Source organism: Streptomyces sp. NBC_01320 (assembly GCF_035974375.1).
Classification (GTDB): domain Bacteria; phylum Actinomycetota; class Actinomycetes; order Streptomycetales; family Streptomycetaceae; genus Streptomyces; species Streptomyces yanii.
On record NZ_CP108390.1, the window covers coordinates 7,853,372 to 7,870,429 of the forward strand.

Annotated in this window: 15 protein-coding genes and 1 riboswitch; of the genes, 4 read left to right on the forward strand and 11 right to left on the reverse strand. The window is 71.5% G+C overall.

Annotation, left to right across the window (positions count from 1 at the left end; translation table 11 throughout):
• Positions 1-234 precede the first annotated feature (234 nt).
• Together OG395_RS35755 and OG395_RS35760 are read right to left on the reverse strand one after the other, a co-directional pair.
• Complete coding sequence (locus OG395_RS35755; protein ID WP_327246619.1) at positions 235-1,203, reverse strand: AEC family transporter; 969 nt, start codon at positions 1,201-1,203, stop codon at positions 235-237.
• 127 nt (positions 1,204-1,330) lie between these two features.
• Positions 1,331-2,581 (reverse strand): cytochrome P450, encoded by a 1,251-nt coding sequence (locus OG395_RS35760; RefSeq protein WP_327246620.1) that lies wholly within the window; start codon positions 2,579-2,581, stop codon positions 1,331-1,333.
• A 292-nt stretch (positions 2,582-2,873) separates the two neighbouring features.
• Here OG395_RS35760 and OG395_RS35765 point away from each other — a divergent pair, with 292 nt between their 5' ends.
• Both OG395_RS35765 and OG395_RS35770 read left to right on the forward strand, forming a co-directional pair.
• On the forward strand, positions 2,874-4,052 hold the full coding sequence (locus OG395_RS35765) for a steroid 3-ketoacyl-CoA thiolase (protein WP_327246621.1): 1,179 nt from the start codon (positions 2,874-2,876) through the stop codon (positions 4,050-4,052).
• A 93-nt stretch (positions 4,053-4,145) separates the two neighbouring features.
• Positions 4,146-5,450, forward strand: a complete 1,305-nt coding sequence (locus tag OG395_RS35770; RefSeq protein ID WP_327246622.1) for an alpha/beta hydrolase — start codon at positions 4,146-4,148, stop codon at positions 5,448-5,450.
• A 143-nt stretch (positions 5,451-5,593) separates the two neighbouring features.
• Here the strand turns inward: OG395_RS35770 and OG395_RS35775 are convergent, their stop codons facing one another.
• The 7 genes from OG395_RS35775 to OG395_RS35805 form a co-directional block, all read right to left on the reverse strand.
• Positions 5,594-6,034, reverse strand: coding sequence for a transglycosylase SLT domain-containing protein (locus OG395_RS35775; RefSeq protein ID WP_327246623.1), 441 nt, complete (start codon positions 6,032-6,034; stop codon positions 5,594-5,596).
• 311 nt (positions 6,035-6,345) lie between these two features.
• A complete protein-coding gene (locus tag OG395_RS35780; RefSeq protein ID WP_327246624.1) occupies positions 6,346-7,218 on the reverse strand; it encodes an ECF transporter S component in 873 nt (290 codons plus the stop codon).
• Positions 7,215-8,924, reverse strand: a complete 1,710-nt coding sequence (locus tag OG395_RS35785) for an ABC transporter ATP-binding protein (protein WP_327246625.1) — start codon at positions 8,922-8,924, stop codon at positions 7,215-7,217. The genes OG395_RS35780 and OG395_RS35785 overlap by 4 nt, the downstream gene beginning before the upstream one ends.
• Complete coding sequence (locus tag OG395_RS35790) at positions 8,924-10,093, reverse strand: energy-coupling factor transporter transmembrane component T (protein ID WP_327246626.1); 1,170 nt, start codon at positions 10,091-10,093, stop codon at positions 8,924-8,926. Before OG395_RS35790 ends, OG395_RS35785 begins: the two co-directional genes overlap by 1 nt.
• Positions 10,090-10,689, reverse strand: a complete 600-nt coding sequence (locus OG395_RS35795; RefSeq protein WP_327249557.1) for an SCO2322 family protein — start codon at positions 10,687-10,689, stop codon at positions 10,090-10,092. Before OG395_RS35795 ends, OG395_RS35790 begins: the two co-directional genes overlap by 4 nt.
• 83 nt (positions 10,690-10,772) lie before the next feature.
• Entirely contained in the window at positions 10,773-12,035 is a 1,263-nt protein-coding gene (locus OG395_RS35800) for a prenyltransferase/squalene oxidase repeat-containing protein (RefSeq protein WP_327246627.1), read from the reverse strand.
• A 129-nt stretch (positions 12,036-12,164) separates the two neighbouring features.
• Positions 12,165-12,237, reverse strand: a riboswitch (cobalamin riboswitch).
• A gap of 71 nt (positions 12,238-12,308) precedes the next feature.
• Positions 12,309-13,346 (reverse strand): MBL fold metallo-hydrolase, encoded by a 1,038-nt coding sequence (locus OG395_RS35805; RefSeq protein ID WP_327246628.1) that lies wholly within the window; start codon positions 13,344-13,346, stop codon positions 12,309-12,311.
• A gap of 226 nt (positions 13,347-13,572) precedes the next feature.
• Here OG395_RS35805 and OG395_RS35810 point away from each other — a divergent pair, with 226 nt between their 5' ends.
• Together OG395_RS35810 and OG395_RS35815 are read left to right on the forward strand one after the other, a co-directional pair.
• The gene (locus OG395_RS35810; RefSeq protein ID WP_327246629.1) at positions 13,573-15,057 is read left to right on the forward strand and encodes an aldehyde dehydrogenase; all 1,485 of its coding nucleotides are present in this window, start codon (positions 13,573-13,575) and stop codon (positions 15,055-15,057) included.
• Entirely contained in the window at positions 15,057-15,290 is a 234-nt protein-coding gene (locus tag OG395_RS35815; RefSeq protein WP_327246630.1) for a ferredoxin, read from the forward strand. Before OG395_RS35810 ends, OG395_RS35815 begins: the two co-directional genes overlap by 1 nt.
• Positions 15,291-15,323: 33 nt before the next feature.
• Here the strand turns inward: OG395_RS35815 and OG395_RS35820 are convergent, their stop codons facing one another.
• Entirely contained in the window at positions 15,324-15,509 is a 186-nt protein-coding gene (locus OG395_RS35820; protein ID WP_327246631.1) for a hypothetical protein, read from the reverse strand.
• Between the two features lie 17 nt (positions 15,510-15,526).
• Positions 15,527-17,002 carry an extracellular catalytic domain type 1 short-chain-length polyhydroxyalkanoate depolymerase gene (locus OG395_RS35825; protein ID WP_327246632.1) on the reverse strand — a complete coding sequence of 492 codons (1,476 nt, stop codon included), beginning with the start codon at positions 17,000-17,002 and terminating at the stop codon, positions 15,527-15,529.
• Positions 17,003-17,058: the final 56 nt, after the last annotated feature.

Here is a 17,058-nt window from a genome sequence, read left to right on the forward strand (position 1 = left end):
TGTCCGGGGCGGCCCGCCACTCGAACGGCTCAGGGCCTGTCGGGTGACCTCTGATCGGGCGGCCACGCCCTGGCACGCGCGCTTCCCGCGTTGCCGAAATGTCCTGGTAGCTCCTTTTCCGAGCTCTCGGCTTCGTTCGAGCCGGGGAGACCCCGTCCGAGGACCTTCCGCCGCCTTGGAATCGCACGCACCAGACCGCGTCCGCTGTCCGATCGAAGGTCACCCGACAGGCTCTCAGGGGTGGGACGGTGCAAGCGCCCAGGCGGCCAGCGACAGCGTGGCCATGGACACGACCGTGGACGCCACCACGGAGTTGCGGGCGAGGCTGGTGTCCAGGCCGTACTGGCGGGCGTAGATGAAGGCGTTCTGGGCCGTCGGGAGGGCGGAGCAGAGGACCACGGCGAGTAGCTGGTGGTCCGGCAGGTGCAGCAGTGGGCCGCCGACCAGGAAGGCGATCAGGGGCTGGACCAGCGTCTTCAGCACGACCGCCAGGCCCACCTCCGTACGCCCCGCGGGCACCGTCGTCGCGGTCGTTGCCGGATCCGGGCGGCCGTGCAGGGACAGGCCGAGGGTGATCAGGGCGGTGGGCACGGCGGCCGCGCCGAGCAGATCACAGGAGTGTTCGAGGGCGTGCGGCAGCCGCACCCCGAGCGCGGAGACGACGACGCCGAGCATCGAGGCCATGATGATCGGATTGCGTACGGGCATGGTCACCATCCGCCGCAGCGCGACGCCCTTTCCGGAGCCCGCCCCCGTACCCGTGTCCAGCAGCGTCAGGATCACGGGGGAGACCAGCAGCACCTGGAAGAGGATGATCTGGGCGACGAACGACGCGTCACCGAGCACCTGGACCGCCACCGGGATACCCAGATTGGCGGAGTTGACGTAGCCGGACGCCATGCTGCTGATCGCCTGGTCAGCCGTCTTGCGGCCGAAGAAGCGCCGGGCGAACAGGAACCCGAGGGCGGACACGAGCGCCGTGCCCGTCCCGAACGCCACCATCGAGGAGTTGGCGAAGGCGTCCAGTCGCGCACCGGAGACCATCGTGAACAGCGCCGCCGGCATGGCCACATGGAAGACGAACCGGCCGAGCACGGCTTCCGCCTGCTCACCGAGCAGGCCGCTGCGGCCGACCGCGTAGCCGATCGCGGTGAGTGTCCAGATCGGAGCGAATGCGGAGAGCAGGGCATGCATGGACGCCATGATCCTCGGACGGCTGTCCACTGCCTGTGCCGGGGTGCGGAGGCCAGGAGGGGACGGGGCACGGACGGCCGGCAGGGGCCGGGGCGTGGGAGGGACGGCCCCCGCCGTCCGGGAATCCGCGAGCCGGTCAGCCGGCGGCGGTACCGACCCGGAGCTGCTTGATTCCGTTCAGCCAGGCGGAGCGCAGCCGCCGCGGGTCCTCGACCAGCCGCAGATCGGGCAGCACGTCCGCGATCGCGTTGAAGATCAGGTTGATCTCCATGACGGCGAGGGACTTGCCGAGGCAGAAGTGCGGTCCGCCGCCACCGAATCCGAGATGGGGGTTGGGGTCCCGGGAGATGTCGAAGAGTTCCGGGCTCTCGAAGACCTCGGGGTCGTTGTTGGCGGAGGAGTAGAACAGCCCGACCCGCTCGCCCTTCTTGATCTGCTGCCCGCCCAGTTCGACGTCCTGGGTGGCGGTCCGCTGGAAGGAGACCACGGGGGTGGCCCAGCGGACGATCTCCTCGGCGGCGGTCTCCGGGCGCTCGCGCTTGTAGAGCTCCCACTCCTCGGGGTGGGTGAGGAAGGCGTGCATGCCGTGGCTGATGGCGTTCCGGGTGGTCTCGTTGCCGGCGACGGCGAGGAGGATCACGAAAAATCCGAACTCGTCCGAGGAGAGGTTGCCTTCGCCCTCCGCGGCGACCAGCTGGCTGACGATGTCCTTGGCGGGGCACTCCTTGCGTGCCGCTGCCAGGTTCATCGCGTACGAGACGATCTCCATGGCCGCCTCGGTGCCGACCTCTTCGGTGATCGCGTACTCGGGATCGTCGTACGCCGCCATCTTGTTGGACCAGTCGAAGATCTTGGACCGGTCCTCCTGCGGTACGCCGATGAGCTCGGCGATGGCCTGGAGCGGCAGTTCGACGGCGATGTGGGTGACGAAGTCGAACGAGCCGTCGTCGGCGGCGGAGGCGAGGGCCGTGTCGACGATCGACCGGGCGCGGCTGCGCAGGGCCTGTTCCAGGGAGCGGATGGCGCGGGGGGTGAAGCCGCGCTGGACGATCTGGCGGACCCGGGTGTGCTCGGGCGGGTCCATGTTCAGCATGATCAGCTTCTGGACGTCGATCTGGTCGCGGCTGATCGTCTCGTTGAAACGGATGACCGCGGTGTTGGTGTGGGAGGAGAACAGTTCAGGGTGTGTGGAGACGTACTTGACGTCCGCATGCCGGGTAACCACCCAGTAGCCCTCGTCGTCGAAACCGGAGATACCGGCCGGCTGGGTGCACCACCAGACCGGTGCGGTCTCCCGCATCCGGGCGAACTCCGGGTGCGGGATGCGGGCTTGGAGCAGGTCGGGATCGGTGAAGTCGAACCCTTCGGGCAGATGGGGGCAGGGCATCGGCAACTCCAGGTCGGTCCGAGGGGCGCCCGAGCATTGCCTGACGACCCATCAGAATTTGCCCGCAAGGTAGTAACGAGTTCTGCAACTGGCAAGAGCTGTGGCCCGATCTGTTGCGCGAAGGGGCGCATGCAGGCTTCGAGGTGCGCCCCTTGTGCGTGCAAGGTACGTGCACGGCTCTTGCGTACCGGGGGTAAGCCTCATAAGACTGCTTGCAGAACTAGAACGCGTACTAGTTCCTTCCGCGGGCGCCGGGACGCCCCCTGCGGAAGCGCGAGGAGAGGACGAGCTCATGGCCGCGGAACCCGTCATCGTCGAAGCCGTACGCACCCCCATCGGCAAGCGCGGAGGCGCGCTCGCCAATCTGCACCCCGCCTATCTGCTGGGCGAGACCTACCGTGAACTTCTCGGACGCACCGGCATCCACGCCGACTGCGTGGAACAGATCGTCGGCGGTACGGTCACCCATGCCGGCGAACAGTCCATGAACCCGGCCCGCAACGCCTGGCTCACCGTGGGACTTCCGTACGAGACCGCCGCCACCACCGTGGACTGCCAGTGCGGCTCCTCGCAGCAGGCCTCCCACATGGTCGCCAACATGGTCGCGGCCGGAGTCATCGACGTCGGTATCAGCTGTGGTGTCGAGGCGATGTCACGCGTGCCGCTGGGCAGCGGCTCCAAGCACGGCCCGGGGAAGCCCTGGCCGGACGAGTGGAACGTCGACCTTCCCAACCAGTTCGAGGCCGCCGAGCGCATCGCCCGCAAGCGGGGCCTCACGCGGGAGAACGTCGACTCGCTCGGGCTGATCTCACAGGAGCGGGCGGCCGCGGCCTGGGCCGAGGAGCGGTTCAAACGGGAGACGTACGCGGTCCAGGTGCCGACCACCGAGGAGGAGCAGGCGGCCGGGCAGGGCATGTGGCGCCTCGTCGACCGGGACGAGGGGCTGCGGGACACCACGATGGAGGGGCTCGCCCGGCTCAAGCCGGTCATGCCCACCGCGATCCACACGGCGGGCAACGCCTCGCAGATATCCGACGGCGCCTGCGCGATCATGTGGGCGTCCAAGCGGATGGCGCGGGCACTGAAGCTCAAGCCACGCGCCCGGATCGTCGCCCAGGCGCTCGTCGGCTGCGACCCGCACTTCCACCTCGACGGGCCGATCGACGCGACCCGCGCGGTGCTGGGCAAGGCCGGGATGTCGCTCAAGGACATCGACCTCGTCGAGATCAACGAGGCGTTCGCGTCGGTGGTGCTGAGCTGGGCCCAGGTCTTCGAGCGGGACCTCGACGGGCTCGCGAAGGTCAACGTCAACGGCGGCGCCATCGCACTCGGCCACCCGGTGGGTGCCACCGGGGCCCGGCTCATCACCACGGCGCTGCATGAACTGGAGCGTCGCGACAAGGAGTTCGCGCTCATCACCATGTGTGCAGGCGGGGCACTGGCCACCGGCACGATCATCCAGCGGCTGTGAGGAATTCCCCCGGCCGGGGGTGGTGCCAGGTGCACCCCGGCCGGGGGTCCACGCCGCTGTCGGCGCCGCTCACGGATGCATAGCGTCACGGCCATGGAGAACAAGAACAGCAAGACGTGCAGCAGCACCCCTTCTTCCAGGGGTACTCGGCGTGGCGCCCGGCGAGGACTGGCGGCCGCCACGGTCATCGCCCTCGTCACCCTCGGCGCCGCGCCCGCCGTGGCCCAGCAGGCCGGACCGGCGGCCGGGGGATCCCATGCCGTCCCCGCCGCCGGACGGGGCGCGCTCCTCGCCGTCACGCCCGTCGCCACTCTCGACCGCACCGGCGTCGGCGCCTTCCTCGCCTCGGCAGGCATGGACACGGGCACCGTCCGCTACGGTGTACGCGCCTACCGCCTCACGTACCGCACGCTCACCCCGCAGGGCGAACCCACCACCGCCACCGGTCTGTTCGTCCTCCCCAGGGGTGGCGCCGACCACCTGGATCTGGTCTCCGACACCCACGGCACGATGGTCCACCGTGACTACGCGCCCTCCGTCGGCGAGGACTTCGGCCGGTTCGCCCCGTACCTGCACGCCTCCGCCGGCCGCGCCGTCGCCGCCCCCGACTACCTCGGCCTCGGCAAGGGGCCGGGCCCGCACCCTTACATGGACACCGCGTCCGCCGTCACCGCCTCCCTCGACATGCTGCACGCGTCCCGCACCGCGGCGCGGGAGCTGGGGCGCCCCCTCACCGGCGAGGTGTACGCCAGCGGCTTCTCCCAGGGCGGCCAGGTCGCGATGGCTCTGGCCAAGGCCCTCGACAGCGGCGCGGACCGGCACTTCAGGCTGAGGGCGCTGGCACCGGTCTCGGGGCCGTACGACCTGCGGGGTGCGGAGACGCCCGCCATGTTCGACGGCCGGATCAACGACATCAGCGCCGTCTTCTACATGTCGTACTTCCTCACCGCGCAGAACCGGCTGCACTCGCTCTACAAGGACCCCTCGGAGTTCTTCCGCGAGCCGTACGCGGACACTGTCGAGAGCCTCTTCGACACCCACCACTTCGAGGAGGACATCATCCCGGCGCTGCCCGGCACGCTGAAGGAACTCCTCACCGACGAGGCCTATCAGGACCTGCAGCATCCGGCAGGGGTGCTGCGCGAGGTACTGAACGCCCAGGACGGTCAGTGCGACTGGAAGCCCGAGGTGCCCGTGCGGCTCTACTCGTCAGCCGGCGACCGGGACGTGGCGATCGCCAACTCCCGTAATTGTGCAGCCGACTTCGCCGCGCACGGCACGCGGGTTCCGGTCATCGACCAGGGGGCGACCGATCACAACGGGACCTTCATGAAGTCCGGCCCGCAGATCGTCCGCTGGTTCGACACGATCGCCGCAGCGGGACGGCGTCACCGCTGATCGGACCGGGCCGGACCCGGAGCCGACGGAGGGCCGGTGGCGGCCGGACACCGCGAACCGGGACCTCGTGCCGGCCGCGGGCACGGGGAAGACCCCGACCGGAACCCGGTCGGGGTCTTCCCGCACTGCGGCCGGTGGACGGCTCAGTACCAGCTGTTGTTCTGCCAGAAAGCCCAGGCGCCGCACGGGCTGCCGTAGCGCGACTTCATGTAGTCCAGACCCCACTTGATCTGGGTCTGGGGGTTGGTCCTCCAGTCGGCACCGGCCGAGGCCATCTTCGAGCCGGGCAGCGCCTGGACCAGGCCGTAGGCGCCCGAGGACGCGTTGGTGGCGCTGGGGTTCCAGCCGCTCTCGTGCGAAACGATGTTGCTGAAGCACTGGAACTGCGCCTCGTCGCCGATCATCGACTTCGCCATGCTCCGGGCACCGGCCGCGGCGGACGTCGGCGCGGACGCCGGTGCGGCCATGGCCGGGGTGACGCCGAGCGCCAGGCCGGTGGCGCCGAGGAGCACGGCGGCTCCGGCGACGGTGGCCTTGCGGCGGGGGGTGCGGGGCTGGGCGAGGACGGTGCGGGCGAACGCCACGGAGAAACCTAACGTCGGGTACAGGGGAGTCGCGGACCGGGCCCAATGACACGGGAACCGGCGCTCGTTGACCGCGGTCCGTTCCGGTGGACCATGCGGTGCCCGGCGACGTGACCAGTGTTGGCCGCGGCGTTCAGCCGGTGCAACGACCCCCGGTACGACCCCGTCTCGCATTCAGGGCCGAAAGTCCCGAACCAGTACAAATAGCTTTATTGCAGGTCGGAGGGGAGGAAGTGCTTCCTGTTCGTCCTCCTCCGGGGTGGAACGGCTACTACTCCCGATGGTGGAGGATCAAGGTCCTGTGGGGGCCTTCACGCCTTCGGGGCGTCGAATGTGACCTGGGCCTCGAAGGCCGCACGCCGCGTGGCCCGGCGCAGCGCCTTCAGCAACGTCCCGCCGACGACGAGGGTCAACGCCACGGTCAGCACGGCCCGTCCCAGGTCCCAGCCCAGCGAAGTGGCCAGGCAGTACGCGAGGAAGCGGACCAGGTTCTCGGTCAGCCGGTCACCGGGATGGAAGGAGATGCCCGAGCCGAGGCCCGGCACGATCGTCCAGCCGTACAGGTTCATCACCGTGCCGTACGCGAACGCCGCCACACCCCCGTAGGCCGCGAGCATCAGCAGCTCGGCCCGCCCGCGCAGCCGGTCCGGGCCCGGCAGCAGCCCGGCGCCCATGGTGAACCAGCCCATCGACAGCATCTGGAACGGCATCCACGGGCCCACCCCGCCGGTGAGCAGCGCGGACGCGAACATCGTCACCGAGCCGAGCACGAACCCGAAGCCCGGGCCGAGCACCCGGCCGCTCAGCACCATCAGGAAGAACATCGGCTCCAGGCCCGCCGTCCCCGCGCCGAGCGGGCGCAGCGCGGCGCCGACCGCGGCGAGCACACCCAGCATCGCCACCGCCTTCGCCTCCAGTCCGGAGTCCGCGATCGTCGCGACGACCACCCCGACCAGCAGCGGAAGCAGCGCGGCGAACAGCCATGGCGCGTCCTGGGAGTGCGCGAGGCCGGAGTCCGCGCCGGCCAGCAGCGGCCAGCCGATGGCGACGACACCGATCGCGCTGATCAGGAGGAGCGCGGCGATCGCACGCGGCCCGAGCCGGACCGCCCGCGCCTGCCGGTCGCCCGTGCGCCGGCCCCTCGGCGTTTCGGCCGCTCGTACGGCCCGTTCCCGGTGCGTCATGCGCCCGCCTCCAGTGCCGCGCGTACCTGCGGCACGGTCAGCCACTCCTGCGGGGCGAGTATCTTCGCGGTCTGCGGTGCGAACGCCGGGGACGAGACCACGACCTGCCGGGTCGGTCCGTCCGCGACGATCTCCCCGTCGGCGAGGATCACCACCCGGTGGGCCAGCTCGGCGGCGAGCTCCACATCGTGGGTGGCCAGGACGATTGCATGGCCCTCGGCCGCCAGACCGCGCAGCACGCGTATCAGGCGGGCCTTCGCCGCGTAGTCCAGGCCACGGGTCGGCTCGTCGAGCAGCAGCAGCGGGGGGCGCGCGGTCAGCACGATCGCGAGTGCCAGGGCGAGGCGCTGCCCCTCGGAGAGGTCGCGCGGGTGGGTGTCGTCCGGTACGTCCGGCAGCAGCTCGGAGACCAGGGCCCGGCAGCTGCCCGCCGCGGCGCCCGCGTCCGTGTCGGCCGCCGCGCACTCGGTGGCGACCGTGTCCGCGTAGAGCAGATCGCGCGGTTCCTGCGGTACGAGCCCGACCCGGCGCACCATGTCGCGCGGCGGCGTACGGTGCGGGGCCCGGCCGCCCACGTGGACGGTGCCGGCCGTGGGCTCGACCGTGCCGACGAGAGTGGCGAGCAGCGTGGACTTGCCCGCGCCGTTGCGGCCCATCAGCGCGACGGTCTCGCCGGGTGTGACGGACAGCGTCACCCGGCGCAGCGCCTCGACGCGACCGCGCCGCACCCCCAGACCCTCGGCCCGGACGATCGCTTCCCCCGCGGGACCCGGAGCGGGCTCCGGCTCGGGTGCGCGACGGCGTCCGAACAGCCCACGCCGTACCGGGGCGGTGGGCAGCGGTGCCGGGGCAGCAGGCCTCGCCGACGGGACGGCCGACGGCGGCTCGGCCGACTCCAGCCGTTCCCGCAGCCCGGTCGCCCGGCGTCGCGCATCGCGCACGGAGAGCGGCAGCGGAGTCCAGTCCGCCAGCCGTCCCAGCGCGACCACCGGCGGGTGGACGGGGGACACGGCCATGACGTCGGCGGGCGCACCCGCCACGGGTGCGGCGCCCGGCGACGGCAGCAGGACGACCTGGTCCGCGTACTGGACCACGCGTTCCAGCCGGTGCTCCGCCATCAGGACCGTCGTGCCCAGGTCGTGCACCAGCCGCTGGAGCACCGCGAGGACCTCCTCGGCCGCCGCCGGGTCCAGGGCGGACGTCGGCTCGTCCAGGACCAGCACCTTGGGGTGCGGGGTCAGCACGGAGCCGATTGCGACCCGCTGCTGCTGGCCGCCGGAGAGCGTGGCGATCGGCCGGTCGCGCAGCCCGGCGAGGCCCAGCAGGTCGAGGGTCTCCTCGACCCGCCGCCGCATGACATCGGGGGCGAGCCCCAGCGACTCCATGCCGTACGCCAGCTCGTCCTCGACGGTGTCGGTGACGAAATGGGAGAGCGGGTCCTGGCCCACCGTGCCGACCAGATCTGCGAGTTCGCGCGGTTTGTGGGTGCGGGTGTCGCGGCCGTCGACCGTGACCCGGCCGCGCAGCGTGCCGCCCGTGAAGTGCGGTACGAGACCGGAGACGGCCCCCAGCAGCGTCGACTTGCCGACCCCCGACGGACCGACGAGCAGCACCAACTCGCCCTCCGGGACCGTCAGATCGACGCCGGACAGGGTGGGGTGCGCCGTGCCCTCGAACTGCACCGAGACCTGCTCGAACCGGATCATCACTGCCCCTTCTCGGAGTGCGCGACGGGAGCCTCGGCCGGGCCACCCACCGGGGGCGGCGCGGGCGCCACCACCGCGGGCAGCAGCCCGATCAGCACCGCCGTCGCGGGCCACAGCGGGAACACCGGTGCGACCAGGGGTACGACCCCGGGGTGCAGCGCCTCCGGGTCGACGCTGCCCGCCAGGATCATCGCCGTCGCGACCGCCGCACCCGACCCCGCCACCAGCCAGGCCCGCACACCCCACCGGTCGGGCCGGTAGCGGGTACGGACCGAGCGGGCGCCGCCGAGCCGCAGTCCGGCCGTCGCGGCGACGAGCCCGGCGAGCAGCAGCGGCAGACCGTAGACCGCACCCTGCGAGGCCAGCAGGCCGTACGTACCGGCGCAGACCCCCAGCAGACCGCCGAGGGTGAGGACGTTCGTGGTGTGCCGGACGACGGGCGGGACCTGCGCCGTACGCCCGTACCCGCGCGCGTCCATCGACGCCGCCACGGCCACCGACCGCTCCAGCGCACCCTCCAGCACCGGCAGTCCGATCTGCAGAACGGCCCTGATGCCCCCGGTCGGGCGGCCCCGCAGCCGGCGTGCGGTGCGCAGGCGCACCACATCGGCGACCATGTTCGGCGCGAACGTCATCGCGACGACGACGGCGACCCCCGCCTCGTACAGCGCACCCGGCAGCGACTTGAGCAGCCGGGCCGGGTTGGCGAGCGAGTTCGCCGCGCCGATGCAGATCAGCAGCGTGGCCAGCTTCGCCCCGTCGTACAGCGCGAAGAGCAGCTGCTCGGCGGTGACCCGGCCGCCGATCCTGACACCCTGCGCCCAGTCGGGCAGCGGGACTTCGGGGAGGGTGACCACCAGGTGCGTACCGGGGATCGGCGAGCCGAGGACGACGGAGAACAGCAACCGTACGGCGACGACGAACAGTCCGATCTTGATGAACGCCCCGTACGAACGCGCCCACGGCGCATCCGTCCGGCGCGCCGCCACGACATATCCGGCCACCCCCACCAGCAGCCCGAGCAGCAGCGGATTGCTGGTCCGCGACGCGGCGGTGGCCAGCCCGAGCGCCCACAGCCACCAGGCCCCGGCAGGCAGGGCATTGCTGCGGGTCGCCTCGGGCGCCCGCAGTGCATGGCTGAGCCGGACCGCGCCGGGGGAGGCGGTCATCCGCGCCGGCGGCGGGCCTGCAGGACGGCGGCGATGCCGAGCAGCAGGACGGCCCCGAGCCCGACGAGCACCCCGGTGGACGGACCGCTGCGCCCGCTCCCGGGGTGGGAGGACGAGGGAGAGGCGGACGCCGTGTGCCCGCTGCCGGAGACCTGCTCACCGCAGCCCGAGGCGGGGTAGCCGGAGATCGCGCAGAGCAGGGCGTCGCTGTTGTAGCGCAGCGGCTTGGCCACCGAGGCGAGCGCCTCGGCGGTGCTCGCCCCGGGGGCGACCTGCGCACAGGCGGTGCGCAGCGCGGGCGGCGTCTCCCCGGCCGGGGCATCCGCCGCCGTACCGGGGTCGATGACGAGCGCGACGCGCTTGGTGCCGTCCTCGGCGGGGGTGTCCGCGCAGACCGTCGCGAAGTCGGGGGTGGGGCGCGGCTTCGCCGAGTCCTGGGAGTCCTTGCTCACGGAGAACCGGAAGCCCTGCACCGCCCCGTCGTCGGGCCGGACGAGCGAGGGCCCCTGGGTGGCGTAGGCCCAGCCGGACCCCTTGCCCTCCCAGAACGACCAGTAGCGGTAGCCGGCCGCATGGGCCGTGCCCGCGCCGAGCATGGTCAGAGCGGCGCCGAGCACCAGCAGCAGCGCGACGGCCACCCGTCCGTCGAAGGCATTCCCCGCACGATTCCCCGCCCGGTTCACGACTGCTTCCGGCGGCTGCTGATCAGGAAACCGATGCCCGCACCGGCGGCGAGACCGATACCGACCAGCCACCACACCCCGAGACCGGCGTCGTCGCTGGTGCCGTCCTCGGCCGAGAAGTCGTCCGGGGTCGCACTGGGCGTGATGACGGCGGCGGGCGCGGGACCGCTCGCGTTCAGCTCCCGGACCAGGTCGACGCCACCGAAGTCGCGGGCGTCGGCGCCGGTCGCGTGAGCGGCCAGGACCAGCTGGGCATAGGCGGCGGGGCCGCTCTCCTCGGCCCAGCTCCTTGAGTTCTTCTGCAGCCAGTCGACCGCGCCGGCCGCCTTGTTCTTGTGGCCCGCGGAGGCCAGGGCGACGACCGCGTCCGCGGTGTTGCCGAAGTCGGGCTGCGGGGTGGTGTCGTCGGAGCCCGGCATCGGCGGCAGGTTCAGATGGTTGCCGTTCTTGGCGAGGGCGCCCGCGAGGTAGAAGGCGCCGTTTTGGGCGGCCTGCTCCGGCTTGGCGACGTCGCTCGTCCGGCAGGCCGGCGGCTTGCCCTCGACCGCGGCGTTGTCCCCGGCGGCCAGCCCCTTGCCCATCGAGCCGAGTACGGCGGCCGCGGTGGCGTCCGCGTTCGCGGCGAGCTTCCCGGCCTTGTCGGGCTGGTACGCGAACGCGCCCCCGTCCTTGCCGCCGCACGGGATCGCGAGTGCGAGCAGTGCGTCGTACGGGGTTTTGCCGCCCGGATTCGTCATGTCGCCGATCCGCTGGCCCTGCCGGGCCAGCGCGCCGATCACGATCGAGGTGGAGTTGGCGTCGCTGGGGGAGCCGGCGTTGTAGCCCCAGCCGCCGTCCTCGTTCTGGATGGACTTCAGCCAGCGGACGCCGTTGTTGACGATGTCGCCGTGCCCGCCGATTTCCGCCAGCGCCTGCACCGCGGCGGCGGTCGCGTTGGTGTCCAGCATGGTCTTGGCGTCGCACGGCTTGGAGACATCGGCGCGGTACGAGGCGTAGGCGCCGCTCGCGCACTGCTGGGCGATCAGCCAGTCCACCGACTTCGTCGCGGGCACGACGCCCTCTATGCGCTGGGCGAGGAAGGCCAGCGACTGCCGCCAGACCCCGTCGTACGTCGGGTCCTTGGTGCCGTACAGCCCGGAGGGCAGCGCGACGGACGGGGTGGGGGAGGGGGACGGCGCCGCGACCGCGGCCGGGGCAGCGGCCGCACAGAGCACGGTGGCGGTGGCGGCGAGCGCTGCTGCGCTGCGGCGTACGGTCATGGCGGGCTGAGCCTCTCCTGGTGGGAATCCGGGCACAGGCACACTCAGGCACCAGGCTCCGGCCCCGTATTCCTCGACGGTGCCGGCCACCGGGGTTCCGGTGACGCGAGCCGGTCACGACCGCGGACAGGGCAGCCCGACTCGCCGCTGTGTCAGCGGCTCACGGTTGCGTGGTCAGTGCCGGATTCGCACCGGCTTCCCCCTGAACGGGCATGATGACGACTCGCGCATTCTACCGGGGCGTAGCCCGCTCCTTCCGGGCGGAGGGCTGCCTCACACAGCGACGTACGTCACTGGCCCGCTGCCCGGCACCGCCTCCGCGCGCCCCAGCTTCACCAGTCGGCGCACATGAGCCTCCGCCTCGGAGACGGCAATGTTCCGCGAACCGTACGGGATCTGCTCCCAGGGCCGGTTCCACTCCATCCGTTCGGCCAGTTGCCACGGCGTCAACGGGGTGGCGAGCAGGGCGAGCAGTCCGGTCAGCCGCTCCTCGTGGTGGTCCAGGAGTTCCCGTACGCGCCCCGCCGCGTCCGTGAACGGGTACTGGTGGGCGGGGAGCACCTCGGCGACCCCGAGCCGGCCGATGCGCTCCAGCGAGTCCAGGTAGTCGCCCAGGGGGTCGGTGACCGTCGCGTCGTCCGGGTCCTCGTACAGCCCGATATGGGGGCTGATGCCGGGCAGCAGATGGTCACCGGAGAAGAGGCGGCCGAGGCCGGGCAGACCGGCCGGGTGGTTCTCCTCCAGGTGCAGGCAGACATGGCCGGGGGTGTGGCCCGGCGTCCAGATCGCCCGGAGCCGCCGGCCCGCGAGGTCGAGCAGCTCGCCGGGGACGATCTCGCGGTCCGGGAGGGCGGCGCGCAGTCCGGGGAGCGTGCGCATCCGGCCGCCCGTGCGGGCGGCGCGCAGCGGGGCGAGGTGCTCCTCCGGTGCGCCGACCGCGGCGAGCTTCGCCGCGAGGTAGCTCAACCAGGTGCCCGGTTCGGACTCGCGGGTGCGGCGCACGATCGCGGTGTCCGCGGCGTGCATCGCGATCCACGCCCCCGATGCCTCGCGGACCTGTCCGGAGAGTCCGTGGTGGTCGGGGTGGTGGTGGGTGATGACCACGCCGTGGATGCCTGCGACGTCCACACCGACGGCCGCGACTCCGGCGACCAGGGTGTCCCAGGCGTCGGGGTCGTCCCAGCCGGTGTCGACGAGGACCGGCCCGCGGTCGGTGTCGAGGACATGCACCAGGGTGTGACCGAGCGGGTTGTCCGGGATCGGGACCTTGATGGACCACACGCCGCCGCCGTGCTCGGTCACCTGTGTCATGGGCTCCCCATCTCTCGCGTCGGCCCCTGGCCGCACTGTGCCATCCCTACTGTAACGAGAACTTGTTCCATTAGTAGCCCAAGTCGACCATCCGCGCCGGGGTGTTGCGGCGCCCCTGTCCGGGGCGTGGACTCCTGGAACCGGAACTGGTATCAGTTCTGACACAGAGTCAGATATGAAGTCAGGTGTGGAGTCGGTACGTGCCGGGTCGCGGGAGGCAGCAGCCATGACCGAGCTTGTGGAACACGGAAAACTGTTCATCGGCGGGGAGTTGGTCGATCCGCTCGGCCAGGACGTCATCGAGGTGATATCGCCCCACACCGAGCAGGTCATCGGCCGGGTGCCGCACGCCTGTGAAGCGGATGTGGACCGGGCTGTCGCCGCCGCCCGCCGGGCCTTCGACGAAGGGCCCTGGCCGCGCGCGTCCCTGAACGAGCGGATCGAGGTGATCACGCGGATCAAGGACGCGTTCGCCGTGCGGTACGAGGAGATCGCCCGCGTCATCAGCTCCGAGAACGGAACTCCGTACAGCTCCAGCGTGATGGTGCAGGCGCTCGCCGCGATGATGGTGTGGGACGCGGCGATCACCGTCGCCCGCACCTTCCCGTACGAGGAGCGCCGCGACGGTGTCCTCGGGCCGCTGCTGGTGCGCCGGGAGCCGGTCGGGGTGGTCGCAGCCGTCGTGCCGTGGAATGTCCCGCAGTTCACCGCCGCCGCCAAGCTCGCGCCCGCGCTCCTGGCAGGCTGCTCCGCCGTGCTCAAGGTCTCGCCGGAATCGCCCCTGGACGCCTACATCCTGGCCGAGATCGCCGCCGAGGCCGGGCTCCCCGAAGGGGTGCTGTCGATCCTTCCGGCGGACCGCGAGGTGAGCGAGTACCTGGTCGGCCATCCGGGCGTCGACAAGGTGTCGTTCACCGGCTCGGTCGCGGCGGGTCGCAGGGTCATGGAGGTCGCCTCACGGAACCTCACCCGTGTCACCCTGGAGCTCGGCGGCAAGTCCGCCGCTGTCATCCTTCCCGACGCCGATCTGGACACGGCCGTCGCGGGCATCGTCCCGTTCGCCTGGATGATCAACGGCCAGGCGTGCGTCGCCCAGACCCGCATCCTCGTCCCACGCTCCCGCTACGACGAGACCGCCGAGGCGTTCGCCGCCGCGGCGGGAGCGCTGAAGGTCGGTGACCCGCTCGACCCCGCCACCGAACTCGGCCCCCTGGTCGCGCGGCGCCAGCGGCAGCGCTCCCTCGACTACATCCGGATCGGCCAGGAGGAAGGCGCCAAAATCCTTACGGGCGGCGGCCGTCCGGCCTCCCAGGAGCACGGCTGGTACGTCGAGCCGACCCTCTTCGGATCCGTCGACAACTCCATGCGCATCGCCCGCGAGGAGATCTTCGGGCCGGTCATCTGCCTGCTTCCGTACGGCGACGAGGCGGAGGCGGTGAAGATCGCCAACGACTCCGAGTACGGGCTCAGCGGCAGCGTCTGGACCGCCGACACCGAGCGCGGCATCGACATCGCCCGCCGGGTGAGGACGGGCACGTACAGCGTGAACACCTTCAGTCTCGACATGCTCGGGCCGTTCGGCGGCTACAAGAACTCCGGCCTGGGGCGGGAGTTCGGACCCGAGGGATACGGCGAGTACTTCGAGCACAAGATGATCCATCTGCCCGCCGGGTACCGGCCCGCGCAGCCCGGCCCGCAGGAGGGGGCGTGATGGGGGACCGCTGGCATGTGGAGGTCGACCGGAGCGTATGCATCGGCTCCGGGATGTGCGTGAACCACGCTCCGGACGGCTTCCGGCTGGACTCCTCCCGGCAGTCCCACCCGGGCGATCCGGAGACCGATGCCAACGAGCGGGTGCTCGCGGCGGCGGAAGGATGTCCCGTCGAAGCGATCACGCTGACGCTGGCCGATTCGGGCGAGGTGGTCTTCCCGCCGGAGGACTGAGGGCTGGTGGAGGTCCATTTGTCTGACGGCCAATCAAGGATGTGCGGGATCAGCGTGCGTGGTGACCGTCACCAAGCACGGCAGCGGCAACCGCACCGGTTCGTCGAACGGATACTTCGAGCGGTATGTCAACGGAGCGGTTAATTGCACCAGTTGGTTCGCCATCACCAACTGGCCGGCAAGCGCGAGGTGCAGACCGGCGCGGACCCCGGTCTGCACGGCAGGACCTCTCGGCCTCAGGCGGTGCAACCGGTGTCGGCGATGACGAACCAGCCCGCCGGTGACTCCCGCAGGGTGTGCGTGACGAACACGTTGTACAGCCCCATGTTCTGCTCCGAGCCGTTGGCGTACACGTAGCCGCCGGTCGTGTGCGCCCTGCCCGCCGCCACCTGCGCGTAATTGGTCGCCGTGTAGCAGGCGCCGGTCGCTCCCGAGGTCGTGGTCGCCGTCACCTGGGACGAGACCGCGCCGACCGCGCCCGAGGCGTCGACCGCGGCCACCGTGTAGCGGTACGCGGTCCCGGCCGACAGCCCCGTGTCGGTGAACGCCGTCGACGCGGGCTGGGCGACCTTGCTGCCGTCGCGGTGGACGGCGTACGAGGAGGCTCCCGCGACGGCGCCCCAGGACAGCGAGGCGCTGGTCCCGGTGACACCGGTGACCTTCAGGCCGGAGGGTGCAGGCAGTGGGTCCTCGCCGCCACCGCCCGGTGCGCCCTGGTCCAGCCCCCAGAAGACGCCCGTGTGGTAGGTCGAGCAGATCGAGCTCAGGAAGTACGCGGCGGTCGTCCCGCACTGATCGGTTCCGGAGCCGGGGGAGACGGCCAGGCCGTGGCCCATGCCGGAGATGGAGTACGTCTCCACGGCCGGCTGCCCGGAGGCGTCGTTGTAGACGCTCCGGGTGGTGTTCCCGGGCAGGGCGGTGGTGCTGGAGGGGGTCTGGCCGATGCCCCAGACATCGGTCCACTGGTCGCGCAGGGCGGTGGCATTGGCGGGATACACCGTGTAGTCGGACGTGCCCTGCCAGATGGCCACGCGCGGCCATGGACCCGAGTAGCCGGGGTAGGAGCCGCGGACCTTGTCGCCCCACTGGCCCGGGGTCAGCTTCTGCGGGCCGGTCTGGCAGCCGGAAGCGGCCGCCTGGCTGGTTGCGCACTGCGCGGGCAGACCGGAGGCCACGGACCCGCCCGCGAACACGTCCGGGTAGGCGGCCAGCAGATCGGCGGTCATTCCGCCGCCCGCCGAGAGCCCGGTGACGTACACCCGGCGGCCGTCCGAGCCGTACTGCTGCTTCGCGTGCTCCACCATCTGCACGATGGAGGCGGCCTCGCCCTTGCCCCTGGTGTCCTCGGCCGGATCGAACCAGCCGAAGCAGGAGAGCGAGTTGTTCGCGGAGGTGGTCTGCGGGAAGACCACGGCGAACTTCCACAGGTCGGCGTATTTCGGCCAGCCCGAGTTGGTGTAGTAGTCGTTCGCCGTCTGCGTGCAGCCGTGCAGGGCGATCACCAGGGGTGCGCCCGCGGGCAGACCGGCGGGGGCGTACTCGTACATCTGCAGATTGCCGGGGTTCGAGCCGAAACCGGTGACCTGCTGGAGGCCACCGGCGGCAGCGGCGGGCGGGGCTGCGGCCACGGTGCTCGGTGTCGCCGCGACGACACCGAGGACAGCGGTGGACGCGATGCTCCGGAGCAGGCGTCGCAGGATGGATGGGCGCACGGGGGCCTCCCTGTTCGGAACGTGCGGACGCGCGGACATACGGACTGCTGCCGGAA